Genomic DNA, 26,594 nt, shown 5'->3' with positions numbered 1-26,594 from the left:
ATGAGCGTCGTTATATCCCTCATACTTTCCGAGCTACAGCGAAGAGGCGGGCAAGCAAGTGATAAAGAGTTATTTGAAAGCGTCTCTAAGCTTCTCAGATCTGAGGATGGCTTAGAGATCACCCCAAAGGAGTTTAACAAGTTGCTTTTAATTCTCGAGACTCGTGGGATGGTGAGAGTCACATTCGTGAGGAGAAACTTGAGATCTGTCCAATTAATTCAGAGCAGTACAAATAGAAATTATCGGGGCGAGGATAATGGGAGTTGACCTTAAGGAACTTGTTGAGCCGGTCGCCAAGGAAGTTGAATTAAGTTCACTTTCGGGTAAGGTTGTTGCTATTGATGCTTACAACAGCCTTTACCAGTTCCTGGCTACTATAAGGCAGAAGGACGGGACTCCTCTCATGGATGCTCACGGGAACGTAACGAGTCATCTTAACGGTCTCTTCTACAGGACGATCAACTTCATTGAAAACGGGATCAAGCCCGTTTATGTTTTCGACGGCAGACCACCGGAGGTAAAGCTAAAGGAGCTGGAGAGGCGGCAGCAGATAAAGGTTGAAGCTGAGAGGAAGTACCTTGCGGCTATCGAGAGAGGCGATTTAGAGGAGGCTCGTGTTTACGCCCAGCAGACAAGCCGGCTAACAAGCAGCATGGTTGAGGACGCAAAAAGGCTTCTGACATACATGGGGGTGCCCTTTGTCCAGGCACCGAGCGAGGGTGAAGCTCAGGCCGCGTACATGACGCAAAGAGGCGACGCGTGGGCATCGGGTAGCCAAGACTATGACTCGCTCTTATTCGGGGCGGTGAGGCTTGTCCGTAATCTGGCCATTACGGGAAGGAGGAAGTTGCCTAGAAAGGAAGTGTACGTAGAGGTCAAACCGGAGATTATAGAGCTTGGAGAGCTCCTATCATTCCACAGCATTACTCGCGAACAGCTAGTGGTTTTAGGCATCCTGGTGGGTACGGATTACAACCCAGGAGGAGTCAAGGGCTATGGGGTCAAAAAAGCCTTAAAGCTTGTAAAGGAGCTTCAAGACCCTGAGAAGGTTTTTAGGGCTGTGCCGTGGGATTTCGACACTCCTCCCGATGTGATCATGCAGATTTTCCTCAAACCCGATGTATCAGATAAATACGTCTTGCAGTGGAGGGAACCTGACCGAGAAAAGGTGATAAAGCTTCTCGTGGACGAACATCAATTCTCCGTTGAGAGAGTCGAGAACGCGCTTGAAAGACTCGAGAAAGCGTACAAGACTTACTTTAAGCAGACATCCCTTGAAAGCTGGTTTGGGTTCTAAGTCTTCGATGCAGGCAATAGTTGCTGTTGAAAAGTTGAAAGCGTTCGGGCACCCTAATGTAAAAGCCTTTCATGCAACTACGCTGGAGATCACAAGAGATAATGATCTTACTCCTCGAGGGGACTGCATATTGGCTGTTTCAGCGACTAAATCGGCTTTCGATCTGTCTAAGGATCTTAAGGACTCACTTCGTAGAGGAGACTGGTTAGTGATGATATTGGCAATTCCGGACACAGATCTGTACGACTACATGATCGCTAGGGGGTCGTGCAGCCTAACGTTCACCGATAGGAGGTCTCTCGTCGTTAGGAAAAGTGATTACATTGACGGCAGAACAATAGCTGTGAAATCCACTAAAGCTGCGAAAGACATCAAAAGGGAGATTATTAGCATGCTTAGAAACCCCTGTGTGCAGCTTGATGTAACTTTAATCGCAGTATCAAGCCAGATTGAATTAAATGACTCTATAATCAGACTCCTTCTAGCAAAATTTCTGCAAAAATCGCCGTCTAAGCCCTAACTCCCAAAAAGGGAGTGGTGGGCCGGGAGGGACTTGAACCCCCGACCTACGGGTCTGGAGCCTCGGCCTGTTCTGAGCGACCGCCGCTCTACCTAGCTGAGCTACCGGCCCCCACACAAACAGGGGATAAAGGTATCATAAATCTTTCTCTCCGGGAAGAAGTTGGCCGAAAGGGGGGTTGTGAGGCTGAGCTTCCTTAGGGTAAAAATTTAATAACCCCTTTTAGGTAACTGCGATTAGCCCCGGTCGTCTAGTGGCCCAGGAAGACCCTGTCCTGGAGTGGCGGCCTGTCGCCGGTAGCTCCGGCAGAGAGCCGCAGAACCCGGGTTCGAATCCCGGCCGGGGCGCCTTAAACAGTACACTTATTGCCTGAACCTAAAAGCGCGAGTAAGGCTTGCACAATCTTCTCGTATACGGAAAACTAATCACGTGCGGACCAAAAGATTAAATAACTGAGCTAGGTAATTGAATTAGTCGCAGCGCCTAGGGCCGGTGGCTCAGCCAGGTAGAGCATCCGGCTGATAACCGGGGGGTCCCGGGTTCAAATCCCGGCCGGCCCACTTCTCGTGTTGGGAACATTTAGGAAATACGTTCTATAGCCCGATCTTCAGCGGGGTTAAAGCAGTTAAAGTTACTGAATCGTTGAATGTATATACGGGTATAGCCTGGCGAATTGGCTCACCCTCTATTTTCCCTAGAAAAAAGCTAGTTTGTACCGGGTGTGGGTTGCCGCTTTTCATCGCGTGCGCGAAGCGCCTCGAGCGGCGACCTTATTACCACCCGGCCTGTATGAAATATTAGTGCAAGCATTATATTGTTAACTTCATTGAGAAAGGGTGAGGCAGGATGAGTGGAGATATAGATCTTGAGATCATTAAACGAAGAATGCTCCAAAGAATGCAGAAAGAGTTGCTGGGAAAAAAAGACGCCAAGAAAACTGAGCCCGATTACTACGCAGTATTTCTGGAGCATCTAACAGATGACGGTAAGATGATGTTTGAAAAAGCGGTTGAACAGTATGGAGATACGGCTAGGAAAATAGGGGAGAAGTTGGGGAGACTGTACTACTCTGGAAGACTAAAAGGCAACATGAATGCAGAGACAGTATACTGGGTTTTCAGCGAGATAGGTCTCCCTATAAGACTTGAGACAAAAATCGTTTACAAGAAAGGGGGAGAGGTGAAAAGCATCAGCGACATGCTGAAAGAAGAGTAGTAACTCATACTATATCGCTGACTAAGAAGGCTCTGCGGGTGCTCTCGCTTGAAGGCTAGGAGTAGCGAGAGCAGAGTGCCCTGGGTGCTGATGGGGCTCGCCTTCTACGGCCAGTGCGGCGATAGGGTAGTCGAGGAGCGCGGGGGACCTGCTCGAGGCCTTAGGGGAGCTGCAGTTCTATTTCCTCGATAAGCCCGCGGAGTGGATTTACGGGGCCACGTACAGGCTTTGGCTGGGAGGGTGGAGAGGGTTGGCGGGGAGCACTGGCTCGTCGAGGGGGTCCCAAGTTAGGCCACACCTACCCCTGGTACAGCGAGAAGGCGAGGATATGCAGCCACATTGCCAAGGTCTTACCCTACCGGGGGCAGATGAAGCTAAGCGCATAAGCATGAAATAAACAAAAAAGTGAGGGGAATCAAATAGTAGCATTGCTGCTGAAAATTAAAAGTTCCTGTGAGTACTAGCGGAGGATATAAATAGAGGATTGGAGAGCCTTTCAGTGCTTGCGGTGAGCCGCGATGGGAAAACCTGTGAAAATAGTGTTTGTTGGAGCCTCTTGGGCTAGCTTTAATGACAAGCTGAAGAAGATATGTCAGGAGATTGCTGCGAGCAGGGGGCTAGAGTTCGAGGAAAGGGAAGAAGACTATGTGTTTCTGACTAAGTACGGTGAGAAGGACGAGTTGGGGGGCGCAGATATTCCTCAAGTCTTCGTGGTATATGATGATGGGCAAGTAAGGCATATATTAACGAAGGTTCCAGTGATCGGGACTCAGCCCGATTTTGAGGCGGCTAGGAAGAAAATAGAGGAAGCTGTTTCAGTATAGAGCATTTCTTTTCTCATTGTTTGATTTTTAGGAACTCATCGATGGAAGAGACTCCGAGCAGCTCGTCGAAGCTTATTTCAAGCGCGTCCAGGACTTGCTCCAGCGTGGTTTTCATCACTTCTAAGTATTTTTCAGTATCTACCTCGTCGATCCTCGCCAGCTGGAGATGTTTCACGCCATGCTTATCCCTTGTTTTAACGTAGCTGACTATGCTACCACGTGTAATATTCACCGGGACGCTTCCGTAGAGCTTACGGTACTCTGACAAAAGTTGCTGAGCGGCTTTCTTGTGCTGAGGTGTTGTCTTGTTGTACTCCTGGATGTCTTTCGTTAGCACGACATTGAAAGCAAGCTGGTCGAGCGGTACTTCACCACTTTTAAGCTCCTTTATAGCCTGCCTGATGATCTCCCTAACCTTCTCTATGCTTTCCTCGAAAGAGGTTATGTTCTCGGCCTTAGAGAGTAGTGAAGTGATCTCTGTAAAGAGGTTCTTTACGAAGTCCGGAGTGTTTCGCTTCTTGCCAACAAGTCCCTTCACATCCACTTTCCCGTCTTTGAGTGCTCCTAGGTAGTTCTTCTTTCTCTCACTGAACACGACCCACTTGTACTCCTTATCTATGCTTAGGTCGATTTTCAGCTCGTCTAAAACTGATTGGAGAAGTTTATCGAGCTGTTCACGTGAGGGGTTCCACAGAAAGAGGCTGTCTGTGTCACCATAAAGAACAGGGATACCTAGATCAACGGCTTTGCGCATAGTCTTTAGAATCGCGTACCTACCCAAAGCCGTCGTGCCCTCGGCCACAGGGGGACAATACAATGGGAAGGCCTCAGAGCCGAAGACTCCGTAGCTTGCATTCAGGAAGACCTTGAGAGCAGATTGGATAACTTCGTACTGCTGTTTTTCAGCGCTGTCCTTGCTTTCTTTTGCCACTTTTTTGTACACGTAGACGCGCAGGTCTCTCAGAACGCCTATGAGCGACGACATCATACCTCGTTTCCTTGTACACACCCAGTGTGTTGTGCCGGGTATAATGTTCTTCTTGCACTCCTCGTGCGGGCAGCGGACAGTCTCATAGCTAAGATTACCCGTCTTTATCACGCTGGGATACAGGCTGGCAAAGTCCACTACGAGCACGTTAAAGTAGACTCCAGGTATGGGGTCTATGACTATCGCTCCAAGGTATTTCTTGCCTTTTATTATAGCTCTAGTCGAAGTTTCTCCCTTTAGCTGTACGATCTCCTCTGGGTTGGGGATTAGCCACCCTCGCTGTCTGTGTTCAAAGTAGAACATGTTCCGAATCCATGCAGAGATATTGTGGCGCGTAAGGTCCTCCATAGGCAACTTCGAGATCCTCATCATGAGGATAATCAGCTTCATTACAAGGTCGTCGTTGAAGGCGGTTAGCTCATAAGTCAGCTCTGCGTCACGAAAACTGTACTCAGCCAGTCTTTCGTAGCTCATCTCCGATATCAGGTCCTCGTGTTTAACTTTTCCCTTACCTATCAGCGCTGAAGCTATCTCGTCTAGGGTCTGCCCCTCCCTGTATTTGTTGCCAAAGGCATAGACTTTCATTGATTTATTAGTGAAGAACTTGTACAGGTCTATGTGAATCGAGTTGCGGAGATCAGCGTACTCCGACTTCTCGCTCCACACTATAGGGATGTTTTCTTTCCTAAAGCCGAGCTTGAGAGCCCTGTTGTATAGGTAAGGAAGGTCGAAGTTATCGCCGTTAAAAGTAAGAACGACCGGGTAGCTGTCGAGTAATGAGAAAACAGCCTGGAGGAGATCTTTCTCGTCTTCAAAAAACCTGACATCGGCATTCGGTATTTTTGGAGCCTCCCTTGCATTCATGTTCCGCCTCTTTAGGAGGAAGACGCCTTTCCGACCGTCGGAGGAATAAAAGGAGACTGCGATTACTCTGTCTTCTGCTAATTTAGGGCTGGGTACGCGGAGTGCCTCAGACTCAACTTCAATGTCGATCGCTATTCGTCGAATCTTCGGGATAGGAGCGTTGAGAAGTTTAGCCCACTCAAGCATCTCAGTTTCCTGCACTTTATCCTCGCTTAAGGTCTTAACGAGCTCTCTTATGCCCTGCGGAACCTCCACTTCAGCCAGTTTAGGTTCACCGTTGGTCAAAGTGTAGGGCATACCAGGGATCAAATGCTTGTCATAGATGTAGCAGTGATGGTACTTTATCTTAGCCTCCCAGGCGTGCCCCTTGAGAACTTCCCTTATGCTCTTAGACGAACCTCCGATAGACAATGGGTCAAGCGCCTCGACCTTAGTCATAATAACCCATCGGTCGTTGAGAGCGTCGTACTTCTCGACAACTTCAATTTTGTTAAAACCTGGGTGCCGTAAAACTTCTGGGAACTTCTCAATAAGCTCTTCAGGCGTGTAATCTGTAAGCAGGTAAGGCTTGTGGCCGCTGTAGTCCGGCACTGCTTTGAGAGTGCCGGTCTCATCGTCGTAGAAGTACATCACAGCTTTTCCGTCGGGACCGGAGTACCTGACCGAGAAAAGGTAAAGCACGGATGTCACCAGTTAAAGCGCTCAATCCTCCAAACGTTTTTTCGATAGCTCTTCTTGTATTCCTTGTAGTGTTCTCGACAGAGGTACACCCGTCTTACACCTTCCTTTAGCTTAAGGGAAACACCACTCTTCTTGAAATTCTCGAGCGATATGGATCTGATAGCGTCTCTTTCGCACCCCTCTACGGAGCACTTGGCCCCCTTATCTATGCGTCCCATAGTTCTGCACAAAGATTATCATAGTAAAAGCTTGATAAAAAGAAAACGTTTCTACTTCTTGTACCTCTTAGGCCGAAGATCCCTGCTGTGGCACCTACGGCACCTTTCGGCCTCCCAAGGATTACGAGCATTACACCTTCTGCAGATCTTCACTTTAAAGTGGTGATCTAGGGCCAGTTGCAGTTTTTCAGGGTCCCTAATGGGCATAGATATCCCCACTCCTCATGGAAAAGAACGATTATAACTTTTTTGCCTCACGGATGTCCTTTGAGCTTATTATATCTGACAACAAAACATTAATCAATATGATATATGCCAAATACTCGTTGAAGAATTATAAGTATCACCATCCTTAAAAAGCTAGATTTTTCAACACTGACCGTGCAGGCGAATCAATCCAGCCAAAGAAAAAGCGTTAGAGCCGCGATAAAAATCTCCGCCGCTATGATAGTGGGTCTGCTTCTTGGAGTAGCTCTGGGGCTTTCTTACTTCACGTCACTCACGTCACTACAGCAAAATACAACTCGAGTGCAGGCAGTTGTGGTCCCCATAGGAGCGTTAGTCGAACTCACAGGAGACTTGGAATCGTACGGTAAGCGAGATATGCACGCGCTCGAGCTTGCTGTGGAGGATATTAATGCTTTCGCGGAGCAGGTTGGGTCGCCTTTCAGGTTCAGGCTCCTCGTCGAGGACACCGGCACGAACCCCGAGCAGGCTAGAGCCAAGATACAGGCCCTCGCAGCCCAAGGAGTACAAGCCGTCATAGGGCTTGAAGCGAGCAGCGAAGTAAGCCAAGTCAAGCAGTTCGCAGACGCAAACAAAGTCGTAGTAGTAAGCGTAGGCTCCACTGCGATTTCGCTTGCTGTTGCTGGTGACTACGTGTTTAGGGTTGTGCCTAGCGACGTGTACCAGGGGCGGGCGCTGGCTAGGCTGGTGTTCAGCAGCGGCTTCCGGGGGGCTGCGGTGATCTACAGGAACGACGCGTGGGGTAAGGGGCTGTTCGAGGCGTTCGCCGCCAGGTTCCGGGAGCTCGGCGGCAGCGTCGAGGCCGTCGCCTTCGACCCCAACGCCCAGGACGTCTCGGGCGAGGTCGCTAGGCTCGCCGAAGCCGCCTCCAAGCTCGGCCCCTCCACCGCAGTAGTGCTCATCAGCTTCGAGGACGACGGCATAAAAGTAATCCAGGCAGCCGCCCAAAACCCCACACTCTCAAAGCTCAAGTGGTTCGGAACAGACGGCGTAGCTTTATCGACAAAGCTCTCTGACCAAGTTGGCGGACAGCTGGTGATGCTCGGAGGGTTTCCGTGCACGATCTTCCAGCCCGCTGGTAACCCTCAGCAACAGGAGTTTATTGAAAGGTTTAGAAGTAGGTTTGGCGAATACCCGCACTCTTATGCAATGAACGCTTACGATGCTGCTTGGCTTGTGGCCCTCTCGGTGATGGCTGCAGGCCAGTACAGCGGGGAAGCCATCGCCAAAGCCCTCCCCACAGTGGCGCAGCACTACTACGGAGTAACAGGAAACACAGCACTAGACCAAACAGGAGACAGGTCAGCGGGAGACTACGCAGTTTGGGCAGTGATCAGGACGCCAAGCGGGTACAACTGGACGCAAATCGCGCTCTATGACTCGCAGGCAGATACTGTTGTCAAAGTCTAAGCAGGCCGAGCCATTAAATATGCATCTTCACCGTCAAGGTAGTATTTGGGTAGAACTTTAACAACGTTAAACCCCAGTTTTTTGTAAACTCGAATAGCGATCTCGTTGCTGACACGCACCTCCAGGTAGTACTCTTCTGCTCCGTAGTACTTTTTCATGCTTTCCAACGCCCTGGTCATTAACTCGGTCCCGATACCCTTTCCTTGTGCCTCAGGGATCACGGCTATCGAAATGATGTGTCCCCTTTTTCCAACCTTGTTGGGGTTTGTGTACAGAGTGTCATACTCAACTCTGCACATTACATACCCGACGATCTTTCCATTCATCTCCGCTACGAGGAACGCCTTCCCGAAGTTTTTCAAGTGCATTTCAAAATAGAAGGCAGGGTAATTCTCGGGTAAGACTTCCCTATTGATCCTTATAACCTCGTCAAGGTCTTCGCGACGTGCCTCCCTGACTATGTACGCTTTTTCCACCGTAGTGGGTGCACCCAGGCTCAGAGAGATAAAAAGGTAATCTTAACTTTTGCTGTTTAGGCTACTCCTCCTCGAGCAGGACACCGTGTTCCTTGAGGATATTGTATATCTTGTCGACAGCCTCTTTGACCTCTTCCTCTCTTTTAGCGCCTGTGCACACGACTTTTCCGCTACTGAAAATCAGTAGAACTACTTTTGGCTCTCTCATCCTGTAGATCAGCCCCGGAAACTGCTCTGGCTCATACATTGCGTTTTCAAGCAAGAACGCGGCTCTCTCGAGATCAACTCCCGCCTTCAGGTTTGCACTTGCAACTATGTTTTGGATCTCAACTATCGGCTCGTTCTTTATGTCGATACCGTGTTGCTTCAGGAGCTTTATTATGCTGTTAACTGCCTTTTTAACCTCTGACTCCGACTTTGCTCCAGTGCAAACCATCTTCCCGCTAGAGAATATTAGCGTAGCGGTTTTAGGCCTGTTCAGACGTAGCACTAACCCCGGGAACTCTCGGATCCCAGGTCCGGGGACCTGGGATGTTCCGGGCTATACTCAGCATGGGGTATGCGCTCTGCTATTCTCTCTAGGTCTAAACGTTGGTTTAGAGTTACAGAGGCTACCACATTTTGTATCTCGTAAACCGGCTGTTTTGTAATTGTGACCACCTCCTGTGACGCTTTAAAAATACATAATAGGGGTATATAAATGCTTAGTTTATAAACTGCCTCGAGAAAAATCTTGTAGAAAATTAGTAGGCTCTAACCTCTAATGAGAGACTCGAAGGCAAGCTTTATCGTGCCAATGTAAGGTATTACGAGAACCACTTTGCCCTTTATCGATGAGAAAGAAGGATGAAGGCTGTCAGGGTAGGGATTTGCGTCGCCCTTTGTCACGTACGTATTACCTGCTATTAGCACGATCCGATGCACGATTAGACCAGAAGGAGACTCGTATACAACGATGTCACCTACCGAATAGGACTCTGAGCCTACTACAACTACGATATCTCCTACGTGAAGTGTCGGCTCCATTGACCAGCTCGAGACGACGGCTAAGGGAACCTGCGTTCGCAGAATGTAACTAAGCGAGAAAATTAAGAGTACAGAGATTAGGAGAACTAGTATAAAAACAACGCTTTCTTTCGCATGGCCATCATTGGCGCGACTGGGCATGGCTATCAACAAACCATCTAGGATATTTATCTCTTCCTAAGCGTAAAGTATTTATAGAAGCGATGTTTTTCTTGAGGTGCTGAAGGTGAACGGGATGGCACAGCCGGCGGGTCAAATACCTGTTTTAATACTGAAAGAGGGAACTCAGAGAACGACTGGGAGAGACGCGCGCAAGGCAAACATCTATGCAGCTAGAGTAATTGCCGAGGCTCTGGCTAGCTCTCTAGGGCCAAGAGGCATGGATAAGCTTCTTGTCGACTCATTTGGCAATGCTACGATTACCGGTGACGGAGCCACCATCCTAAAAGAGATGGAGGTGCAGCATCCAGCGGCTAAAATGCTTGTAGAAGTAGCTAAGGCTCAGGATGACGAAGTCGGAGACGGAACCACGAGCGTCGTGGTCCTGGCAGGGCAGCTCCTCACTGCGGCAGAGGAACTCATCGATCAAGACGTCCACCCGACGGTTATCACCGAGGGCTTTGAGAAAGCTCTCGTCGAAGCAACTCGGATAGTTGATGAAATAGCTGAGAAGGTTGATCCTCTTGATAGAAACGTGCTCGAGAAAATCTCTCAAACCGCTCTATCGAGTAAGGTTGTTGCAGAGTTCAAGGAGTTCCTATCTAAGATAATTGTCGATGCGGCGTTACAGGTTGTAGAGAAGAAAGATGGCGGCTACAAGCTGAGTCTTGACGACATTAAGGTCGAGAAAAAGAGAGGCGAAAGCATCACGGAAACCGTGCTCGTGAAAGGGATTGTGCTAGACAAGGAGGTTGTCCACCCTGCTATGCCTAAGAGGGTTGAGAACGCGAAGATCGCCCTGCTCGACGCCCCATTGGAGATCGAGAAGCCCGAGTGGACGGCAAAGATCAACGTCACCACACCCGAGCAGCTGAAGATGTTCCTTGATCAGGAAGCCGAGATACTTCGAAAGAAGGTGGAGAAGATCAAGGAGAGTGGTGCTAATGTGGTTTTCTGCCAGAAGGGTATTGATGATGTTGCGCAGTACTACTTGGCTAAGGCTGGGATTCTGGCTGTTAGGCGTGTGAAGAAGAGTGATATGGAGAAGCTTGCTAGGGCTACTGGGGCGAGGATCCTGACTAGGGTTGAGGACATCACGCCCGAGGCCCTGGGCACCGCGAAGCTCGTGGAGGAGAGGAAGGTGGCGGACGAGAAGATGGTCTTCGTCGAGGGCTGCCCCAACCCCAAGAGCGTCACAATCCTCGTCAGAGGCGGCGCAGAGCACATCGTGGACGAGGCTGAGAGGGCAATACACGACGCTCTTAGCGTTGTGAGGAACGTCATACAGGAGCCGAAAGTGGTGGCTGGAGGAGGTGCCGTGGAAATCGAGCTCGCCATGAGGCTCAGAGACTTTGCCAGAACCCTGCCAAGCAAAGAGCAGCTAGCCGTGCTGAAGTACGCTGAAGCCCTCGAGAACTTCGTGGCGATACTTGCGCAGAACTCGGGTGTGGAGCCGATAGATGTGTTAGCCGACCTTAAGCGCCTACACGCAAAGGGCGAGAAGTGGGCAGGGATCAACGCCTACACAGGGAAAATAGAAAACATGTTCAATGCCGGAGTGCTCGAACCGGCTAACGTCAAGAAGCAGGTGCTTAAATCCGCAACCGAAGCGGCGATAATGATACTTAGAATCGACGATATCATCGCCGCACAGCCTCCTAAGAGCAAAGAAAAGGGCAAAGAGAAAGAATCCGAGCATAAGGGAGAGTCGGAATTCGACTAAGAGACCCCTTTTCTTTCTAAAAAAATTTAAATATTGTTTCTCTTGCTTAACTCGTTTATGTCTGATGATAATAAGCTTCAACAAAAGCAGTTTCAGGTAAAGATCGGTCCACCATGGCTGACACGTTTCGAGAAAGCGCGAATTATAGGCATTAGAGCACTGCAGATCTCTCTCGGCGCGCCCGTCTTAATTCCTATAGAAGATTTGGAAAACTTAGACTCACTGAAAATTGCTGAGAAGGAGCTGGAGGCCCATGTACTACCAGTAATTATAGTAAGGTGGACCCCCGACGGCAAGTACCAGGAGATCCCTCTTAAGTACCTAAAGTTGAGTCCCCCCTAGCTCTCCTTCCTAAGCTCTATCTTTTCATTAGTTATAACAACTTCGAAAAAGTCACCGATACTCGGTTTTGTGACGAACCTCTCCCACTCGTCCTCAGATAGCAGTATGGTCACTCGAGGCACTCTTACAGCGCCCGGTGGCGCACCGGGAAACATCCTCATTATCTGGGTGATTATGGGGGCTATTTCCCTACCTATCTCGCTATCCGGTGACCTTACGAATAGAGGTTCGGGCACTTCTCTTTCCTCACTGAGTTCGATCTTCACCATCTTTTCACCAAAAGGCGCGTCGATGGTCTGTATGAGCGTAACTTTCGCTTTAAAGCGAACACTCGTCAGAGACACGCTCACATAAAGCTTCCCCACCTTATTAAGCCTTCTGAGCTTTGAACCCTCACAGCAGATTTCAGATATGCTTGAACTCTCTTCAAGTGATATTCTGGGAAAAGCCCCGGCCGGGATTCGAACCCGGGACCTTCGGCTTTCTCGAACCCTTTCTCTAAGGCCTTACAAGGCCGACGCTCCACCAGTCTGAGCTACCGGGGCTGCTCACCATCATGCAGAGGAATCTTATCAGCTTTTCGCTAGACGTGCCCCATATTACTTGCAACTAGCTTCGGCTAGGTTTATAGTCCAGCTAATCATTCGCATTCAGTAAGGTGGGCCCGCCGGGATTCGAACCCGGGACCTCCGCCGCTCTCAGATGTGCTTACTCTTACCTTGTGAGGGCGACATCCTAACCGCTAGACGACGGGCCCTGAAAACCAACATAGAAACTACTAGAATTAAAAGTTTTTTCAGGCTGACTGCCGTTCCTCACAGCTACAGCTCGGTCGGCAAGTCACTCATCATCACAACGAAGAAGTGATGTCACGCTATATATTGACTATCGTCTAGCTAGAAGCGGGCCGGCCGGGATTTGAACCCGGGACCTACGGGTTAAAAGCCTCGACTCACCTAGCAGAGCTAGGCAAACCGTCGCTCTTCCTAGCTGAGCTACCGGCCCCGCCCGCTGTTTCTAGCATACACAATTGAGCGGATATTAACTTTTCTCTTCAATCCCGTTGTGGAGAAGCTCTGCGAGATGCTCTCGAGGAACGCGAACCTGTTGTCTTGTATCTCTGTACCTTACGGTGACCGTGCCGTCTGTTGCCGTCTGTCCATCAACGGTTACGCAGAAAGGAACCCCTATCTCATCTGCTTTTGCGTAACGTTTACCGATGCTGCCGTCTTCATCGTAGTAGGCTCGGAAACGGTCTCTCAGCTCGTTGTAAATTTTCCGAGCTAAAGTATCCAAGCCATCTCGCTTTACAAGCGGAAAAACTGCAACCTTGAAGGGAGCGATCCTAGGCTTGAGTCTAAGGTAGGTTCGCTTTTCCTCGATAGTGTAAGCCTCCGTAAGTACAGCTAGGATGATCCGCTCGAGCCCGAACGAGGGCTCTATGACGTAGGGAATAACCTTTTCTCCGTCGTCGACGATATGCAGAGGTTCACCACTGTGCTCTTGGTGCCTCCTAAGATCGAAGTCGGTTCTATTCGAAATGCCCTCTATTTCTTTCCAACCCATGTATGGGAAGTAGTACTCGACGTCAAAGGTCTGTTGGGCGTAGTGGGCCAGCTCTGATTTGATGTGTTCTCGCACTCGAAGATTCTGTGGAGATAAACCGATACGCCAAAGCCACCTAAGAGACTCTGCTATCCAATAAGCATGCCACTCAGAACCAATAAGCCCACTCGTTACAGCATCCTCCACTTTTATTTTCCTAGCCTGCTCTAAACCCTTCTCTTGATCCTCTGCAGAGAGGAGGTTTATCTCTATGTCCTTAATCTCGTCAAAGTAAGGGCAGTCGTTCAGCTTTTTAGGATTCACGAAGTACTCTATTTCCATTTGTATGAACTCTCGTAGCCTGAATAGAAAATTCCTGGGAGATATCTCGTTTCTGAAGGCTTTGCCGTACTGGGCTATGCCAAACGGAAGAGTTGCTCCCATACTGAAAACAACATTTTTAAAGTTTACAAATATCAGTTGTGCCGTCTCAGGTCGCAGGTAAACTATGAACGGAGGAGACTTTTTCGGGCCAAGGTTAGTTGAGAACATTAGGTTAAAAGCTCTAGGCTCGCTGAGCTCGCCGCCGCAGGCTGGACAACGAACGTTATGCGAGCGGAGCAGGGTTTTAATGCCTTCCAGTGTGTACTGCTCGACCTTCACGCCTAAATCTTCGAGTAAGTGATCAGCTCTATACTCTGTACCGCACTTCTGACACACGACTATATAATCAATAAAGCTTTCAACGTGGCCGCTGGCCTCCCACACCTTTGGATGTGTGATGATACTACCGCTGAGACCGTAAATGTCGTCCCTTCTTTCAACGAAGTACCACCACCAATCATCAAGTATGTTTTTCATTAGGTCGACTCCGAGAGGGCCATAATCGTAGAAACCGCTAAGGCCTCCGTAGATTTTTCCTGTCTGGTAGAAAAAACCCCTCCTAGTGCATAGCTCGGTGATTTCGTCGAGCGTAACCATCTTCTGCGCTCGTCCCACCTCCGCCAATAAATTCACCTCCAAGCCTTTTAGGAGACAAACACGAGGATATATAAGCCTACCCGGATTCTCGCGGAAACTATCCATAACGAAATGCTTAAAAAGATGGTTGCATCGCTACTTGATAGTCTGAAAGTGAGGTTATTATGCCTCGCAAGATAAACGTTCTAGAACACGAGCTCGTGCCGAAGCACATACTGCTTACGCGTGAAGAAGCTAAGAAGATCCTGAAACTGATGGGGCTTCGAAAATCCGAGCTCCCCTGGATCTATGCCACAGATCCCGCTGCCAAGGCTCTTGGCGCCAAACCAGGAGATGTGATAATGGTTATTAGGAAGAGCCCCACCGCTGGTGAAGCAGTCGCTCTGAGGTTGGTTGTTCCTGGGTGATCCGCATGCCGAAAGTGGAGCTAAGCAGTGAGGACCGCTGGGAGCTCGTGAAGGCTTATGTGAAGGAGCTCGGACTAGTACGCCAGCACTTGGATTCTTTCAACATATTTCTCGAAAAGGGCTTGCAGGAGATCGTAGACGAGATAGGGGGCATAAAACTAGAGGCTCACGGAGTTGAGATAAAGTTCGGAAAAATTGAGGTGGGCGAGCCGGTCTTTAAAGAGGCGGATGGCTCTGAAATAACTTTAACCCCCATGATTGCTAGGCTGCGCAACATAACGTACGCTGCCCCCCTATACCTAAACATGACACTTTACGTGGACGGTGAGGAGAGGAAGACTGAGAGGGTTTTCATCGGAATGCTTCCTATAATGGTTCGCAGCAGCCGATGCGTGTTATCGAGAATAACGTCTGAGGAAGAGCTCGTCAAGCTCGGCGAGGATCCACACGACCCTGGTGGTTATTTCATCATAAACGGATCCGAAAGAGTTGTAGTAATGCAGGAAGATTTGTCGGTGAACAGGGTCCTTGTGGACTACGGTGGCGCTGGAAGCTCTGTCACCCACACGGCTAAAGTTTTCTCAGTGGCCGCTGGCTACAAGGTCCCTGTTTCAGTTGAGCGTACAAAAGATGGGATGATATACGTTTCTTTCCCTCAGGTCCCCCAAAAAATTCCCGTCGTTGTAATGATGCGGGCGCTGGGACTGCAGAGGGACAGGGACATCGTTTACGCCGTGAGCAACGATGAGGAAATTCAGCATGAATTTTTCCCTGTAATACTTGAGCAATCCAAAATAGCACCGACAGTCGAGGACGCTCTAGACTACATCGGCTCCCGAGTTGCCACAGGTCAACCTAAGAACGTGAGGATCGAGCGGGCTGAGCAGATACTGGATGAGAATTTCCTGCCGCACATCGGGCGCACTAGGTCTGCGCGCCTCGCCAAGGCCTATTTCGTTGGTCAGATGGTTTCCAGGCTACTGGAGCTAAAGATGGGTCTTCGGGGTCCCGACGATAAGGACCACCTCGCGAATAAACGTCTGCGCCATGCAGGTGAACTCATAGCTCAGGTTTTCCGGGCAGCTTTCAAACAGTTAGTCCGTGAGATGACGTATTCTCTTGAGCGCCATATGACAAAAGGCCGAGACATCAACCTAGTCAGCATCGTCAGACCCGACATCATCACAGATAAGTTGAGGCACGCCTTAGCCACTGGGAATTGGGTCGGTGGAAGAACGGGTGTAAGCCAAATACTAGACAGGACTAATTACCTCTCGACCCTCTCTCACCTCCGGAGAGTTGTTTCGCCGCTATCTAGGACGCAACCCCACTTCGAAGCCCGTGAGTTGCACCCGACCCAGTGGGGTAGGCTGTGCCCCGTAGAGTCTCCAGAAGGGCAGAACTGTGGACTTGTGAAGAACCTGGCGCTCCTAGCCACGCTGTCAAACGGTTACGACGAAAAGGAAGTCTATGAGCTTCTAGTTACACGGCTTAATGTGGTGCCGCTTGAAAAAGCATTAGGTGCAAGCGTAGAAGGTGCCCGTGTGTACTTAAACGGCAGGCTCATAGGTTTTGTTGAGGACGGTGATTTGCTTGTAACCACGTTGAGAAACCTTAGGAGGCAGGGCCGGATCAGCCACGAGGTGAACGTCGCGATATACAAGCTCGGGAAGCTACAGGAGGTTTTCATAAACTGCGATGCAGGGAGAATCAGAAGACCGCTTATAGTAGTCGAAAACGGAGAGCCAAAGCTGAAACCCGCCCACGTGAAGATGCTCCGCGAGGGGACGTGGGGGTGGAGTGACTTAATACAAAACGGTATTGTCGAGTACTTGGACGCCGAAGAGGAGGAGAACGCTCTAATAGCCGACTCCGTTGACAATCTGACCCCTAAGCATACCCACCTCGAAATACACCCTGCGGCTATTCTTGGAGTGATAGCTATGACAATACCGTTTATTGAGTACAACCAGTCTCCTAGAAACTCGTACCAGGCTGCTATGGCTAAGCAATCTCTCGGGATCCCCACTCTCAACTATAGGTTACGGATGGACCCGAGAATGCACGTAATGTACTACCCGCAAAAACCGCTGGTGAAAACCAAGATTTTCGATCTGTTACCGATCGACAATCTCCCGTACGGGACAAACATGATCGTGGCCGTTCTCACCGGCGGTGGCTACAACATCCAAGACGCCGTGATAATAAACAAGGCGGCTGTCGAGCGCGGTATGACCCGCTCGGTGTTTTTCCGCACATATGAAGCCGAGGAACGCAGATATCCAGGCGGCTTAGAGGATAGGTTTGAGAAGCCTAAACCAGATCAAGAGCTTCTGGACCTCAAACCCTTTGAGTCGTATGATGCCCTGGATGAGGTAGACGGCATTGCACACGTGGAGAGCGAGCTCAAGGGAGGGCAGGTGGTGATTGGCAGAACAAGTCCACCACGCTTCTACACGGGAACCTACGAGCCGAGAGTTTTGACCAAGAGGAAGGATACATCGATCACCTTAAGGCATGGTGAGAGGGGGATCGTGGATCGCGTCTTAATTATGGAGAGCCCGGATGGTGTAAAGCTCGTAAAGGTCAGGGTTAGAGATCTAAGGCCAACAGAGGTGGGCGACAAGTTTGCCTCAAGGCATGGCCAGAAGGGAGTTGTAGGTCTACTCGTCCCCCAGGAGGACATGCCCTTCGCGGAGGACGGAATAGTCCCCGACCTCATAATCAACCCTCACGCTATTCCGTCTAGAATGACTGTTGGGCAGCTATTAGAGGCTATCACTGGTAAAGCTGCAGCTCTTTCCGGCAGGCGTATCGATGCTACTGCATTCGAAGCGCCAAGCTTAGATGAAATCAGAGAGATTCTGCGAAGCTACGGCTTTAGAAGCGATGGTAAAGAGGTCCTCTACAACGGGATAACTGGCGAGATTCTAGAAGCAGAAGTTTTCATAGGGGTCGTGTTTTACGAGAAGTTACACCACCTCGTCGCAGATAAAATGCACGCGCGCGCTCGTGGTAGGGTACAGATACTAACTAGACAGCCAACTGAGGGAAGGGCACGCGAAGGAGGCCTCAGGTTCGGTGAAATGGAGAAGGACTGTCTTGTAGGCCACGGAGCTGCGCTGTTGCTACGCGAACGTCTACTAGACAGCTCCGACAAAACGACGATATGGGTTTGCGAAAACTGTGGGTTTACTGGGTGGTATGATGCCAAGAAGAATATGCCCGTGTGCCCGGTATGCGGAGAGAAGGGGAAACTGCATCCCGTGGAAGTTTCCTACGCGTTTAAACTTCTGCTTCAGGAGTTGACAGGTTTAGGAATAGCTGTACGTCTACTGCTTAAAGATAAGATTTCCGTATGAGGTGAGAGCTGTGTCCTCCAAGGTAATAAGCGGAGTAAAATTCGGGATCCTTTCTCCAGACCTGATTAGGAAGATCGCTGTAATGCGCATTGAAACCTCCGAGCTGTATGATGAGGAGGGTTTTCCAATACCTGGAGGCCTTATGGACAGGAGACTGGGATCCATAGAACCAGGTACAGTTTGCCAGACATGCGGCAACAGGGCTGTGAACTGTCCAGGACACTTCGGCTACATAGAGCTAGCCAGACCTGTCATACATCCCGAGTTTGCGCCATACATAGCTAATATTCTGAAAGCAACCTGCAGGCACTGCGGTAGAGTGAAGCTTACCCAAGAGAAGATAGAGACTTGGAAGAGGCGGATGGAGAGCGTAGCGAAACACTGGCCTTCATTAAAGTACAAGTACGCTCGTTCTATCATGGAAGAGGCTGCGAAAGTCCAGAAGTGCCCTCACTGCGGTAGGGTTCAGTACAAGATAAAACTCGAGAAACCTTACACATTCTACGAGGAGCGCGAAGGAGGCCTTGTCAAACTCACCCCCCTTGAGGTGCGTGAGCGTCTCGAGAGGATTCCCGATGAGGATCTAAAGCTCCTAGGTTTAGACCCCAAGGAAGCGCGACCGGAGTGGATGGTTCTAAGGGTTCTACCTGTTGTCCCCCCTTCTGTCAGACCCTCAATAACGCTCGAGTCTGGAGACAGATCCGAGGATGATCTAACCCACAAGCTCGTAGACATCGTTAGGGTGAATCAGAGGCTAAAAGAGAGCATCGAGGCAGGGTCCCCACCGTTGATAATCGAAGACCTCTGGGGCCTTCTACAGTACCATGTAGCGACATACTTCAATAACGAGCTACCGGGTGTTCCTGCGGCAAAGCACCGGTCTGGGAGACCGTTAAGGACTCTTGCGCAGAGGTTAAAGGGGAAGGAGGGCCGTTTTAGAGGTAGCTTAGCTGGTAAGCGCGTAGACTTCTCTGCAAGGACTGTCATCTCTCCAGATCCAAACCTTAGTATAAACGAGGTAGGTGTGCCGATCGATGTAGCAAAAGTACTCACCGTTCCCGAGAAGGTGACACCGTGGAACCTCGAAAAGCTCAGGAAGCTCGTTATAAACGGTCCAGATACATGGCCTGGGGCAAACTACATAATACGTCCAGACGGCTCAAGGATTGATCTGCGCTATGCTAAGCACAGGGAGGAAATAGCTCAGACGCTGAAACCGGGCTACATTGTGGAAAGACACCTGCAGGATGGGGACATAGTCCTTTTCAACAGACAGCCATCTCTTCACAGAATGTCTATAATGGCTCACGTTGTTAAAGTTCTACCCTACAAGACGTTCAGGCTTAACCTCCTAGTAACTATACCCTATAACGCCGACTTCGACGGCGACGAAATGAACCTGCATGTCCCGCAGAACGAGGAGGCACAAGCAGAGGCTAGGACTCTGATGCTTGTGCAGGAGCATATAATGACTCCAAGGTACGGGGCTCCAATTATAGGCGCTATACACGACTACATAACCGGCGCGTACCTGATCACCAGGAAAGATGCTATATTCGATAAGCACAAGGCAGCGCTCCTGCTCTACAATGCTAATTACAGGGGTGAGATGCCGGAGCCCGCTATTCTAAAGCCGGGTCCCTACTGGACTGGTAAGCAGCTAGTAAGTGTTTTCCTGCCCAGTGACATGAACTATGTTGGGAGAGCCGCGGTTGCCCCAGCTTCGGGTAAGTGCGATCAGGAGTACTGTGAAAATGACGGATTTATCTTAATAAAGAACGGTAAGCTGTTGCTAGGGGTTTTCGATAAGCAGGCAGTTGGAGCTGAAAAGCACGGTACGGTGCTGCATGAGATTGTCCGCGAGTACGGGGTTGGAAAAGCGAAAGAGCTCATGGACGGGCTGTATAAGATGTTCATCACCTACCTTGATATGTACGGTTTTACGATGGGGCTCGATAGCATCGAAATACCTCCTGAAGCCGAGCAGGAAATCGCGAGAATCCTACATGAGTCGGAAAAGAGAGTTTTCGAGCTGATAGAGCACTACATGAAGGGTGAGCTGCAACCGATGCCTGGAAAGACGAGGAAAGAGACGCTCGAGGACCTAATCATGAACGTGCTAGCCGAGGCTAGAAGCAGAGCGGGAGAAATTGCAGGCATGTATCTAGGGTTGAAAAACCACGCTGTGATAATGGCTAAAACGGGAGCGAGAGGTAGCATGCTGAACCTGACTCAGATGGCCGCAGTAGTCGGCCAGCAGTCGGTGAGAGGTAAGAGGATAGAGCGCGGCTACACAGAAAGAACGCTCCCACACTTCGAAAAGGGCGACCTCTCTCCTCTCTCCAAAGGCTTCGTGTATAGTAGCTTCCGACGGGGGTTAACACCAGTTGAGTTCTTCTTCCACGCGATCTCCGGTAGAGAGGGGCTTGTAGACACGGCGGTCCGTACGGCTCAGAGCGGGTATATGTATAGGCGCCTGCAGAGCGCGATTCAGGACTTCTACGTCGCCTACGATGGGACAGTGCGCAACAGTGAGGGAATGATAATCCAGTTCAGGTACGGTGAGGACGGAGTGGATCCGGCTAGGAGTGATCACGGGAAGCCCGTCGATGTTGAGAAAATAGTTAAGAAAGTTGCCTTAAAAGGTGAGGCGTAATGAAAAAGCCGATATCTGATAGCGAACTATGGAGTGAGATCGAAAAGTACCACGAAATGCTACCGTTGTCCCTGCGTCAAGAACTTTTTGAAAAAATAAAACAGTACGGTCTGACGCGAGAAGAGGCTCTAGCCGTAATAGACGAGGCTGTAAAAAGGTACCTCTCTAGCCTTGTGGCTCCCGGCGAGGCCGTTGGAATGGTAGCTGCACAGTCGATTGGAGAACCAGCTACCCAGATGACACTAAGGACATTCCACTTCGCAGGAGTTAGAGAATTAAACGTCACGCTCGGCCTTCCAAGGCTCATAGAAATAGTAGACCTGCGACGCGAACCGTCCACCCCCTTAATGGAGATATACCTTGAACCTTCTATTGCCACTAACGAGCAGGAGGCCCTTCGGCTCGCGAGAGAGATAGAGCTGACGACGATAGAGACTCTCTGCAAGAGCGTCGTTATGGATTATTACGAGAAAAGCATAATTCTCGAGCTCGACCCCGAAATGCTTGAGAACCGGGACGTTAGTGTCGATGACGTCGTAAAAGCTCTAAATAAAATAAAAGGACGAAAGGGTAAGGTGGAGGTCTCAGAGGACGGCTTTAAAATAACTTTCTACACAGGGCTTGAAGACCTCATAAAGTTCCGGAGAATGTACGATAGGGTCCTAAACTTACGGGTCAAAGGCATTAAAGGAATAAGACATGCCATAGTTAAGCCCGTTAGAGACGAGCAAGGTAACCTGAAGGAGTACGTTATACTCACTGAAGGTAGTAATCTCCAGGCGGTGCTCTCTATCGAGGGAGTAGATCCCAAGCGGACAAAGACGAATAACATTATCGAAATCTATGAGGTTCTAGGGATAGAGGCCGCCCGCGCAGCGATAATCAATGAAATTAAAAGAGTTCTCGATGAGCACGGCTTGGATGTTGATTACCGCCACATACTCATGGTGGCTGACGCTATGACGTATACCGGCAAAGTCAGACAGGTAGGGCGCCACGGAGTTGCCGGCGAAAAAGGAAGCATCCTGGCTCGCGCAAGCTTTGAGGTCACAGTCAAAAATTTGGTTGAAGCCGCCATGAGAGGGGAGATGGACGAGCTGAAGGGGGTTATCGAAAACGTTATAATTGAGAGTAGACCTATTCCCATCGGCACAGGTGCTGTTAAGCTTAAAATGAGGTATCAAGGACCTATGGGTAGCGAAGGTGAAAGGAGATGAGTAGTGCTGATTTCATAAGGGAACTGCAGACTGTTCTGAAGACTGGTAAAGCCACGCTCGGGTATAGAAGCACGTTAAAGGCAATTGTGAACGGAAAAGCCAAGCTGGTCATTCTGGCTAAGAACGCTCCATCGCACATAGCGGAGGAACTAAAGTATTATGCCTCTCTTGCGCAGATACCTGTTTACGTATTCAGCGGTAGTAGCCGCGAGCTTGGAGCGGCATGCAACAAGCCTTTCCTCGTATCTTCCATAGCAGTTATCGATTCCGGTGAAAGTAGCATTCTGTTACTTGCACAGGGAACCGCATGAGCGTTGCACAGGGCAATAGAAGGCTCAGCAACGAAGAGCTTCAAATGATGAGCCTTTTTGAGCAGGTAACCGGTATCACTCCCAAAGATTGTATTTCAGATCACCAGTTTAACCGGCTGATATTCGTTGTAGAGAAAGGAATGGCTGGCCTAGCTGTAGGCAAGAACGGGTCAAAGGTTCGTATGTTGAGGGAGATGTTCAAGCGCGACGTTGAAGTAGTTGAAGATGGAGAAAGCATCGAGGAGCTGACGAAAAACTCCCTGTATCCAGCCCGAGTCGTGAACATCACAGTAAAAAGCGAGGGAGACAGGAAAGTGGTGATAGCCGCTGTTCCGCGTGACCATCTCGGCCTCGCTATTGGTAGAAATGGCCGAAACGCGACTAGAGCCAAGCTTCTGCTTTCCCGGTATTTCGGGGTTCATGATCTGAGAGTAGTGCAGTTCGAAGCACAATAACCTATCCTGTGGGCTCAGTTTTGTGATTATTCCTAACATTGCTTCATGCTTTCTCGGGGCTCAAAAGAGCAGAAAGCCTTTTAAATTCACACCATGAATGTTGGGTGGGATTATATGCCTGGAAGCAAATCGCCCATGGGAATGTTCGCGGCTAGAAAGCTGGAACTCAAAAGGAAGAAGTTCCGCTGGAGTGACCTAGAGTACAAACGCAGAATGTTGCAGTTGAAGAAGAAAGTTGATCCACTAGAAGGCGCTCCAATGGCGAGAGGGATTGTAATAGAAAAAGTAGGGATTGAGAGCAGGCAGCCTAACAGTGCCGTGAGAAAATGCGTGAGGGTCCAGCTCATCAAGAACGGAAAAGTGGTGACAGCGTTTTTGCCCGGTGACGGTGCGCTTCTCTTTGTCAATGAGCACGACGAGGTTGTGATTGAGGGAATAGGAGGTCCTGAAGGAAGGGCCTACGGGGATCTGCCGGGTGTAAGGTGGAAAGTAATCAAGGTGAACGGGGTATCTCTGAAGGAAATACTCCGTGGGCGCAAACAGAAGCCCACGAGGTAGACTTATGGCACCTTCTACGCCGCGTGTTACCGTCCGCGAAAGTAGAGGGAACACTCTAACCTTAGTTTTCGAGGGAGTTACGCCGCCCCTTGTCAACAGTATTAGAAGGGCGATCATAGCCGAAGTCCCTACACTAGCTATTGACGAAGTTATATTCTCGGAGAATACGAGCGTGTTCTGGGATGAGATGATCGCGCATAGGCTTGGATTAATTCCCTTGAAGGTGGACCCAGAGCTCTATGATGCTCTGCGTGAGTGCTACGAAAACAGGGGTAACGACTGTCAGGTCGTGTTCACCTTGACAGAGGAGGCCTTAGAGAGGCCTAAAACCGTTGTCAGTGGGCATTTGCGATTTGAGGGTATTGAGGGGATACTTCCCGTCAAAGAGGGCATGAGTGTTGAGCCTGTTTCTAAGCTCATACCGATTGCTAAGCTGGCCAAGGGTCAGAAGATAACTTTAACTGCTATCGCTAGGATGGGTGTGGGTAAGGAGCATGCGAAGTGGCAACCCGTTAGTGCCGTGGGGTACAAGTACAAGCCTGTAGTGAGGATCTTGAAAAAAGATGTTCCAGAAGATCTAGCAGAAAAGATCATCAACACGTGTCCTCGAAGGGTCTTCGGCTACAACAATGGCCGGCTCACAGTTCTAAATGCCGATGCGTGCTCCCTATGCCACGAGTGCTCTGAAAAGTTCCCGGATTTAGTGGATGTGAAAGGCGACTCTTCAGCAATCATCATGACTATTGAATCGCTCGGGGGCCTTCCTCCTGGCAAGATAGTTGATGTGGCTCTAGACGTCCTCGAAAGGAGGCTCAGCGCCTTTTACTCTAAGATTCTTGAAGCCGTTGATGCCTACCTTGCTCCCGCGCCAAAAGTGGAGGTTAACGGGCAAAGTTTTTAACTCCAACACAAAATGTAGACCGGTGCGAATATGCGGCGGACGATGTCCACGAACATCTATCTTAGACGGCTAATCCACACCCTTAAGAAGTACGGGAGAGAGCTCAAAGCGCCGATATGGCGTGATGTAGCTGAGTACCTGGCGAGACCTACTAGGAAGCGTGTGGAGGTTAATCTCAGCAGGATTAACAGATACACTGAGGAAGGTGATGTAGTGGTCGTACCTGGAAAGGTTCTCGGGAGTGGCGTTCTGTCCCATCGAGTGACTGTCGCCGCATGGCGCTTTTCCAGAGAGGCTTTCACAAAGATAAAAAGCGTAGGCGAGGCGATCACCATTGAGGAGCTTTTGAGAAGGAATCCTTCTGGGAAGAATGTTAAAATAATAACTTGAGAGGGTGAGAAAGTTGAGCAGCACAGTAGTTATTGACGGAACTGGTCACGTCGCCGGTCGGCTCGCTAGTATCGTTGCAAAAAGGCTTCTGAGGGGAGAGAGGGTCGTAGTCGTCAACGCTGAAAAGATAGTGGTCACAGGCAAGCCTGAATCCATCTTAGCTCTTCACTTAAAGAGATGGCTGGAGTGGAAAACCTACTACAACCCCGAGAAGCGCGGACCAAAGTACCACAGAACACCTGACAGGCTTTTTAAGAGAATGGTGCGTGGAATGCTCCCTCGTGATAAGAGTAGAGGGCGCGAAGCCCTTAAAAGGCTTGAGGTCTACGTCGGTGTTCCCGACGAGTACCGCAACGCGCAAGTGTTAAAAATAGATGAGGCTATGCTTAAAAACCCCTTCGTGCAGTACCTAACGCTCGGTGAAATATACAGCAGGTTATCGAACAAGCTCTTAGAAGGTGGTAGTCCGTGAGGGTCGTGCTAGCATCTGCTCGGAGAAAAACGGCTAGAGCTAGAGTGATAGTAAAAGAAGGCAAGGGAAGAGTGCTGATCAACGGAACTCCTCTCGAGGTGCTGGAGCCGGAAGTCGTGCGGTTGAAAATAATGGAACCGATAATGCTGGCTGGTGACATAGCTAAAAACATTGACATCTATGTTGAGTCAAGAGGAGGAGGCGTAATTGGTCAAGCATCGGCGATAAGAACTGCTATTGCCAGAGCTATCTTGGAGTGGAGCGGAAACGAGGAGTTAAAGAAAATATACCTTTCTTACGATCGGCACCTTTTGGTCGAGGATCCCAGGCAAGCTGAACCCAAGAAACCGCATGGAAGATCCGCGCGTGCAAAGAGGCAGAAAAGCTACCGGTAGGTTCTTTACGGAAGATAAAGTTCTTCCACTGTACCGTATTCTAGTATCTTGTCGACTAAATCCACGTGTGAAAGGAACATTCTGCGGCAACAGTAGCGCTTTACTCCTAGATCGTTGAGAACTTTTTCAGGGTCTTCTCCGTTATGCACCCTGGTGGCGAACTCGTTCCACTTGTCGCCTATCAGGCTACCACAGGTAAAGCATCTTACGGGGAACATCATTCAACTGGCACCCGCATCTTTTCCGCATGCTCGTAGTTAAATCGCTTTCGCTTCACGGAAAGTTATTTACTCCTTGCTGTATTTGCGCTTTAATATGGATAAAGAGACGATAAGTTTTCTAAAACTAGAGCTTCAACAACCTAGGATTTTGGTTCTTAGGGTTCCGGGGTTCCTGAAGGAGTCCGTCATTAGTGAAATCACGCACCTGGCAGACTCTCTCGGACTCTATCTGTATATCTTCTCGAAGCAGTTTGGTCGAAGCGTCAACCTCACGGAAGCTAGCGTCTATCGGGCGGTTATTAAGCTGCTTGAAGTATACGACCCGTATGCCTACCTCAACCTTAAAGGTAGTGTCAAGACACTAGAAGAAATACTGTCTAATTACTTCTTGGTGTGGTCGGAGCGTCCTTCTCCGGTCGCGGAGACTGCTTTTAAGGCACTTCTTTTCGCTCAAAAGCTCCTGTCAGAAGAGGGGCTTCATTCGCCTGGTTGTCCCACTGACCCGCTTTCCGCTGCTTTAGTCATTGAAGCCATAAACAATGAGCATAACGGGAAAGCCCGAGCGGTAGCCGTGTTCGATTGCGGCATAGTAGTTAGTGAAGACATTCTTAGGCAAGTAGTTGGCGTGCCGCTTTTCGTGAAGCCGATTTTCGTCACTGAAGCACGAGAAGTTATTACACTTGGCAAGGGAAAACGACCCCTATCTTATACCTACCTAACGTTATAGAGTAAAG

The 26,594-nt window shown here is 49.7% G+C and carries 28 protein-coding genes, 6 tRNA genes and 1 pseudogene; 23 read left to right on the top strand and 12 right to left on the bottom strand.

Features of this window, described 5'->3' with window-relative positions; genetic code table 11:
• From MOV14_RS04420 to MOV14_RS04410, 3 genes are read left to right on the top strand one after another with little or no spacing between them, the layout of a single operon-like run.
• Entirely contained in the window at positions 1-267 is a 267-nt protein-coding gene (locus MOV14_RS04420) for a hypothetical protein (protein WP_318538016.1), read from the top strand.
• Positions 257-1,297 (top strand): flap endonuclease-1, encoded by a 1,041-nt coding sequence (fen, locus tag MOV14_RS04415; protein WP_318538015.1) that lies wholly within the window; start codon positions 257-259, stop codon positions 1,295-1,297. The genes MOV14_RS04420 and fen overlap by 11 nt, the downstream gene beginning before the upstream one ends.
• A gap of 7 nt (positions 1,298-1,304) precedes the next feature.
• Positions 1,305-1,817 carry a DUF371 domain-containing protein gene (locus MOV14_RS04410; RefSeq protein WP_318538014.1) on the top strand — a complete coding sequence of 171 codons (513 nt, stop codon included), beginning with the start codon at positions 1,305-1,307 and terminating at the stop codon, positions 1,815-1,817.
• Between the two features lie 15 nt (positions 1,818-1,832).
• Here the strand turns inward: MOV14_RS04410 and MOV14_RS04405 are convergent.
• Positions 1,833-1,928 (bottom strand) — tRNA-Trp (locus MOV14_RS04405).
• Positions 1,929-2,056: 128 nt separating this feature from the next.
• On the opposite strand from MOV14_RS04405, the gene MOV14_RS04400 reads away from it, so the two are divergent.
• The 5 genes from MOV14_RS04400 (at position 2,057) to MOV14_RS04380 (ending at position 3,856) form a co-directional block, all read left to right on the top strand.
• Positions 2,057-2,164: transfer RNA gene (locus tag MOV14_RS04400), tRNA-Asp, on the top strand.
• A gap of 139 nt (positions 2,165-2,303) precedes the next feature.
• Positions 2,304-2,377, top strand: a tRNA-Ile gene (locus MOV14_RS04395).
• 286 nt (positions 2,378-2,663) lie between these two features.
• Positions 2,664-3,032, top strand: coding sequence for a hypothetical protein (locus tag MOV14_RS04390; protein ID WP_318538013.1), 369 nt, complete (start codon positions 2,664-2,666; stop codon positions 3,030-3,032).
• Between the two features lie 48 nt (positions 3,033-3,080).
• Positions 3,081-3,224 carry a hypothetical protein gene (locus tag MOV14_RS04385; protein ID WP_318538012.1) on the top strand — a complete coding sequence of 48 codons (144 nt, stop codon included), beginning with the start codon at positions 3,081-3,083 and terminating at the stop codon, positions 3,222-3,224.
• 326 nt (positions 3,225-3,550) lie between these two features.
• The gene (locus MOV14_RS04380; protein WP_318538011.1) at positions 3,551-3,856 is read left to right on the top strand and encodes a hypothetical protein; all 306 of its coding nucleotides are present in this window, start codon (positions 3,551-3,553) and stop codon (positions 3,854-3,856) included.
• Positions 3,857-3,869: 13 nt separating this feature from the next.
• On the opposite strand, the gene MOV14_RS04375 is transcribed toward MOV14_RS04380, so the two are convergent.
• Positions 3,870-6,398, bottom strand: a complete 2,529-nt coding sequence (locus MOV14_RS04375; RefSeq protein ID WP_318538010.1) for a DNA-directed DNA polymerase I — start codon at positions 6,396-6,398, stop codon at positions 3,870-3,872.
• Between the two features lie 260 nt (positions 6,399-6,658).
• Positions 6,659-6,814 carry a 50S ribosomal protein L40e gene (locus MOV14_RS04370; protein WP_318538009.1) on the bottom strand — a complete coding sequence of 52 codons (156 nt, stop codon included), beginning with the start codon at positions 6,812-6,814 and terminating at the stop codon, positions 6,659-6,661.
• A gap of 174 nt (positions 6,815-6,988) precedes the next feature.
• Here MOV14_RS04370 and MOV14_RS04365 point away from each other — a divergent pair, with 174 nt between their 5' ends.
• Positions 6,989-8,263, top strand: a complete 1,275-nt coding sequence (locus MOV14_RS04365) for an ABC transporter substrate-binding protein (RefSeq protein WP_318538008.1) — start codon at positions 6,989-6,991, stop codon at positions 8,261-8,263.
• On the opposite strand, the gene rimI is transcribed toward MOV14_RS04365, so the two are convergent.
• From rimI to MOV14_RS04345, 3 genes and pseudogenes are all read right to left on the bottom strand, one after another.
• Complete coding sequence (gene rimI, locus MOV14_RS04360; RefSeq protein ID WP_318538007.1) at positions 8,260-8,739, bottom strand: ribosomal protein S18-alanine N-acetyltransferase; 480 nt, start codon at positions 8,737-8,739, stop codon at positions 8,260-8,262. The genes MOV14_RS04365 and rimI overlap by 4 nt on opposite strands.
• Positions 8,740-8,800: 61 nt before the next feature.
• Positions 8,801-9,390: pseudogene (locus MOV14_RS04355) on the bottom strand (TATA-box-binding protein).
• Positions 9,391-9,492: 102 nt separating this feature from the next.
• Complete coding sequence (locus tag MOV14_RS04345; protein ID WP_318538006.1) at positions 9,493-9,906, bottom strand: signal peptidase I; 414 nt, start codon at positions 9,904-9,906, stop codon at positions 9,493-9,495.
• 94 nt (positions 9,907-10,000) lie between these two features.
• Between MOV14_RS04345 and thsA the strand changes: the two genes are divergently transcribed.
• Together thsA and MOV14_RS04335 are read left to right on the top strand one after the other, a co-directional pair.
• Positions 10,001-11,647: a thermosome subunit alpha gene (gene thsA, locus MOV14_RS04340; protein WP_318538005.1), complete on the top strand. Its 1,647-nt coding sequence runs from the start codon at positions 10,001-10,003 to the stop codon at positions 11,645-11,647.
• 57 nt (positions 11,648-11,704) lie between these two features.
• On the top strand, positions 11,705-11,989 hold the full coding sequence (locus tag MOV14_RS04335; protein WP_318538004.1) for a DNA-directed RNA polymerase subunit K: 285 nt from the start codon (positions 11,705-11,707) through the stop codon (positions 11,987-11,989).
• On the opposite strand, the gene MOV14_RS04330 is transcribed toward MOV14_RS04335, so the two are convergent.
• The 5 genes from MOV14_RS04330 to MOV14_RS04310 form a co-directional block, all read right to left on the bottom strand.
• Positions 11,986-12,333, bottom strand: coding sequence for an arcadin 1 (locus tag MOV14_RS04330; RefSeq protein WP_318538003.1), 348 nt, complete (start codon positions 12,331-12,333; stop codon positions 11,986-11,988). The genes MOV14_RS04335 and MOV14_RS04330 overlap by 4 nt on opposite strands.
• 102 nt (positions 12,334-12,435) lie before the next feature.
• Positions 12,436-12,534 (bottom strand) — tRNA-Thr (locus MOV14_RS04325).
• 114 nt (positions 12,535-12,648) lie between these two features.
• Positions 12,649-12,746 (bottom strand) — tRNA-Val (locus MOV14_RS04320).
• Positions 12,747-12,892: 146 nt separating this feature from the next.
• A tRNA-Lys gene (locus tag MOV14_RS04315) sits at positions 12,893-12,994 on the bottom strand.
• Between the two features lie 36 nt (positions 12,995-13,030).
• Positions 13,031-14,533, bottom strand: coding sequence for a glycine--tRNA ligase (locus MOV14_RS04310; RefSeq protein ID WP_318538131.1), 1,503 nt, complete (start codon positions 14,531-14,533; stop codon positions 13,031-13,033).
• Positions 14,534-14,679: 146 nt separating this feature from the next.
• Between MOV14_RS04310 and MOV14_RS04305 the strand changes: the two genes are divergently transcribed.
• The 11 genes from MOV14_RS04305 (at position 14,680) to MOV14_RS04255 (ending at position 25,639) form a co-directional block, all read left to right on the top strand.
• A complete protein-coding gene (locus tag MOV14_RS04305) occupies positions 14,680-14,922 on the top strand; it encodes a DNA-directed RNA polymerase subunit H (RefSeq protein ID WP_318538002.1) in 243 nt (80 codons plus the stop codon).
• Between the two features lie 5 nt (positions 14,923-14,927).
• The gene (locus MOV14_RS04300) at positions 14,928-18,284 is read left to right on the top strand and encodes a DNA-directed RNA polymerase subunit B (protein WP_318538001.1); all 3,357 of its coding nucleotides are present in this window, start codon (positions 14,928-14,930) and stop codon (positions 18,282-18,284) included.
• Between the two features lie 10 nt (positions 18,285-18,294).
• Positions 18,295-20,940 (top strand): DNA-directed RNA polymerase subunit A', encoded by a 2,646-nt coding sequence (gene rpoA1 / locus MOV14_RS04295; protein ID WP_318538000.1) that lies wholly within the window; start codon positions 18,295-18,297, stop codon positions 20,938-20,940.
• An 11-nt stretch (positions 20,941-20,951) separates the two neighbouring features.
• Complete coding sequence (gene rpoA2, locus MOV14_RS04290) at positions 20,952-22,157, top strand: DNA-directed RNA polymerase subunit A'' (protein ID WP_442786699.1); 1,206 nt, start codon at positions 20,952-20,954, stop codon at positions 22,155-22,157.
• Positions 22,154-22,468, top strand: a complete 315-nt coding sequence (locus tag MOV14_RS04285) for a 50S ribosomal protein L30e (RefSeq protein WP_318537998.1) — start codon at positions 22,154-22,156, stop codon at positions 22,466-22,468. The genes rpoA2 and MOV14_RS04285 overlap by 4 nt, the downstream gene beginning before the upstream one ends.
• A complete protein-coding gene (locus MOV14_RS04280; RefSeq protein ID WP_318537997.1) occupies positions 22,465-22,923 on the top strand; it encodes a NusA-like transcription termination signal-binding factor in 459 nt (152 codons plus the stop codon). The genes MOV14_RS04285 and MOV14_RS04280 overlap by 4 nt, the downstream gene beginning before the upstream one ends.
• Positions 22,924-23,037: 114 nt before the next feature.
• The gene (locus MOV14_RS04275; protein ID WP_326403754.1) at positions 23,038-23,481 is read left to right on the top strand and encodes a 30S ribosomal protein S12; all 444 of its coding nucleotides are present in this window, start codon (positions 23,038-23,040) and stop codon (positions 23,479-23,481) included.
• Between the two features lie 4 nt (positions 23,482-23,485).
• Entirely contained in the window at positions 23,486-24,382 is an 897-nt protein-coding gene (locus MOV14_RS04270; RefSeq protein ID WP_318537996.1) for a DNA-directed RNA polymerase subunit D, read from the top strand.
• A 30-nt stretch (positions 24,383-24,412) separates the two neighbouring features.
• Positions 24,413-24,772: a 50S ribosomal protein L18e gene (locus tag MOV14_RS04265; protein WP_442786685.1), complete on the top strand. Its 360-nt coding sequence runs from the start codon at positions 24,413-24,415 to the stop codon at positions 24,770-24,772.
• Between the two features lie 13 nt (positions 24,773-24,785).
• Positions 24,786-25,244 carry a 50S ribosomal protein L13 gene (locus MOV14_RS04260; protein WP_318537994.1) on the top strand — a complete coding sequence of 153 codons (459 nt, stop codon included), beginning with the start codon at positions 24,786-24,788 and terminating at the stop codon, positions 25,242-25,244.
• Positions 25,241-25,639: a 30S ribosomal protein S9 gene (locus tag MOV14_RS04255; RefSeq protein ID WP_318537993.1), complete on the top strand. Its 399-nt coding sequence runs from the start codon at positions 25,241-25,243 to the stop codon at positions 25,637-25,639. The genes MOV14_RS04260 and MOV14_RS04255 overlap by 4 nt, the downstream gene beginning before the upstream one ends.
• 5 nt (positions 25,640-25,644) lie before the next feature.
• Here the strand turns inward: MOV14_RS04255 and MOV14_RS04250 are convergent, their stop codons facing one another.
• Positions 25,645-25,860, bottom strand: a complete 216-nt coding sequence (locus tag MOV14_RS04250) for a DNA-directed RNA polymerase subunit N (RefSeq protein WP_318537992.1) — start codon at positions 25,858-25,860, stop codon at positions 25,645-25,647.
• 94 nt (positions 25,861-25,954) lie between these two features.
• On the opposite strand from MOV14_RS04250, the gene MOV14_RS04245 reads away from it, so the two are divergent.
• Complete coding sequence (locus MOV14_RS04245; protein WP_318537991.1) at positions 25,955-26,587, top strand: hypothetical protein; 633 nt, start codon at positions 25,955-25,957, stop codon at positions 26,585-26,587.
• Positions 26,588-26,594: the final 7 nt, after the last annotated feature.

Source organism: Infirmifilum sp. NZ (assembly GCF_022693705.1).
GTDB lineage: Archaea > Thermoproteota > Thermoprotei > Thermofilales > Thermofilaceae > Thermofilum.
The sequence above is the reverse complement of the archived record's forward strand: the minus strand, read 5'-3'. Positions and strand labels throughout refer to the sequence as shown.

What these genes read in the sequence shown, in the direction of transcription:
- MOV14_RS04410 (WP_318538014.1), top strand. Translation starts at nt 1,305, where the DNA reads ATGCAGGCAATAGTTGCTGTTGAAAAGTTGAAAGCGTTCGGGCACCCT.
- MOV14_RS04335 (WP_318538004.1), top strand. Translation starts at nt 11,705, where the DNA reads ATGTCTGATGATAATAAGCTTCAACAAAAGCAGTTTCAGGTAAAGATC.
- MOV14_RS04250 (WP_318537992.1), bottom strand. Translation starts at nt 25,860, where the DNA reads ATGATGTTCCCCGTAAGATGCTTTACCTGTGGTAGCCTGATAGGCGAC.
- MOV14_RS04300 (WP_318538001.1), top strand. Translation starts at nt 14,928, where the DNA reads ATGCCGAAAGTGGAGCTAAGCAGTGAGGACCGCTGGGAGCTCGTGAAG.
- MOV14_RS04265 (WP_442786685.1), top strand. Translation starts at nt 24,413, where the DNA reads ATGCGGCGGACGATGTCCACGAACATCTATCTTAGACGGCTAATCCAC.
- thsA (WP_318538005.1), top strand. Translation starts at nt 10,001, where the DNA reads ATGGCACAGCCGGCGGGTCAAATACCTGTTTTAATACTGAAAGAGGGA.
- MOV14_RS04345 (WP_318538006.1), bottom strand. Translation starts at nt 9,906, where the DNA reads ATGCCCAGTCGCGCCAATGATGGCCATGCGAAAGAAAGCGTTGTTTTT.
- MOV14_RS04270 (WP_318537996.1), top strand. Translation starts at nt 23,486, where the DNA reads ATGGCACCTTCTACGCCGCGTGTTACCGTCCGCGAAAGTAGAGGGAAC.
- MOV14_RS04275 (WP_326403754.1), top strand. Translation starts at nt 23,038, where the DNA reads ATGCCTGGAAGCAAATCGCCCATGGGAATGTTCGCGGCTAGAAAGCTG.
- MOV14_RS04370 (WP_318538009.1), bottom strand. Translation starts at nt 6,814, where the DNA reads ATGCCCATTAGGGACCCTGAAAAACTGCAACTGGCCCTAGATCACCAC.
- MOV14_RS04305 (WP_318538002.1), top strand. Translation starts at nt 14,680, where the DNA reads ATGCCTCGCAAGATAAACGTTCTAGAACACGAGCTCGTGCCGAAGCAC.
- MOV14_RS04285 (WP_318537998.1), top strand. Translation starts at nt 22,154, where the DNA reads ATGAGTAGTGCTGATTTCATAAGGGAACTGCAGACTGTTCTGAAGACT.
- MOV14_RS04245 (WP_318537991.1), top strand. Translation starts at nt 25,955, where the DNA reads ATGGATAAAGAGACGATAAGTTTTCTAAAACTAGAGCTTCAACAACCT.
- fen (WP_318538015.1), top strand. Translation starts at nt 257, where the DNA reads ATGGGAGTTGACCTTAAGGAACTTGTTGAGCCGGTCGCCAAGGAAGTT.
- MOV14_RS04420 (WP_318538016.1), top strand. Translation starts at nt 1, where the DNA reads ATGAGCGTCGTTATATCCCTCATACTTTCCGAGCTACAGCGAAGAGGC.
- MOV14_RS04390 (WP_318538013.1), top strand. Translation starts at nt 2,664, where the DNA reads ATGAGTGGAGATATAGATCTTGAGATCATTAAACGAAGAATGCTCCAA.
- MOV14_RS04280 (WP_318537997.1), top strand. Translation starts at nt 22,465, where the DNA reads ATGAGCGTTGCACAGGGCAATAGAAGGCTCAGCAACGAAGAGCTTCAA.
- MOV14_RS04380 (WP_318538011.1), top strand. Translation starts at nt 3,551, where the DNA reads ATGGGAAAACCTGTGAAAATAGTGTTTGTTGGAGCCTCTTGGGCTAGC.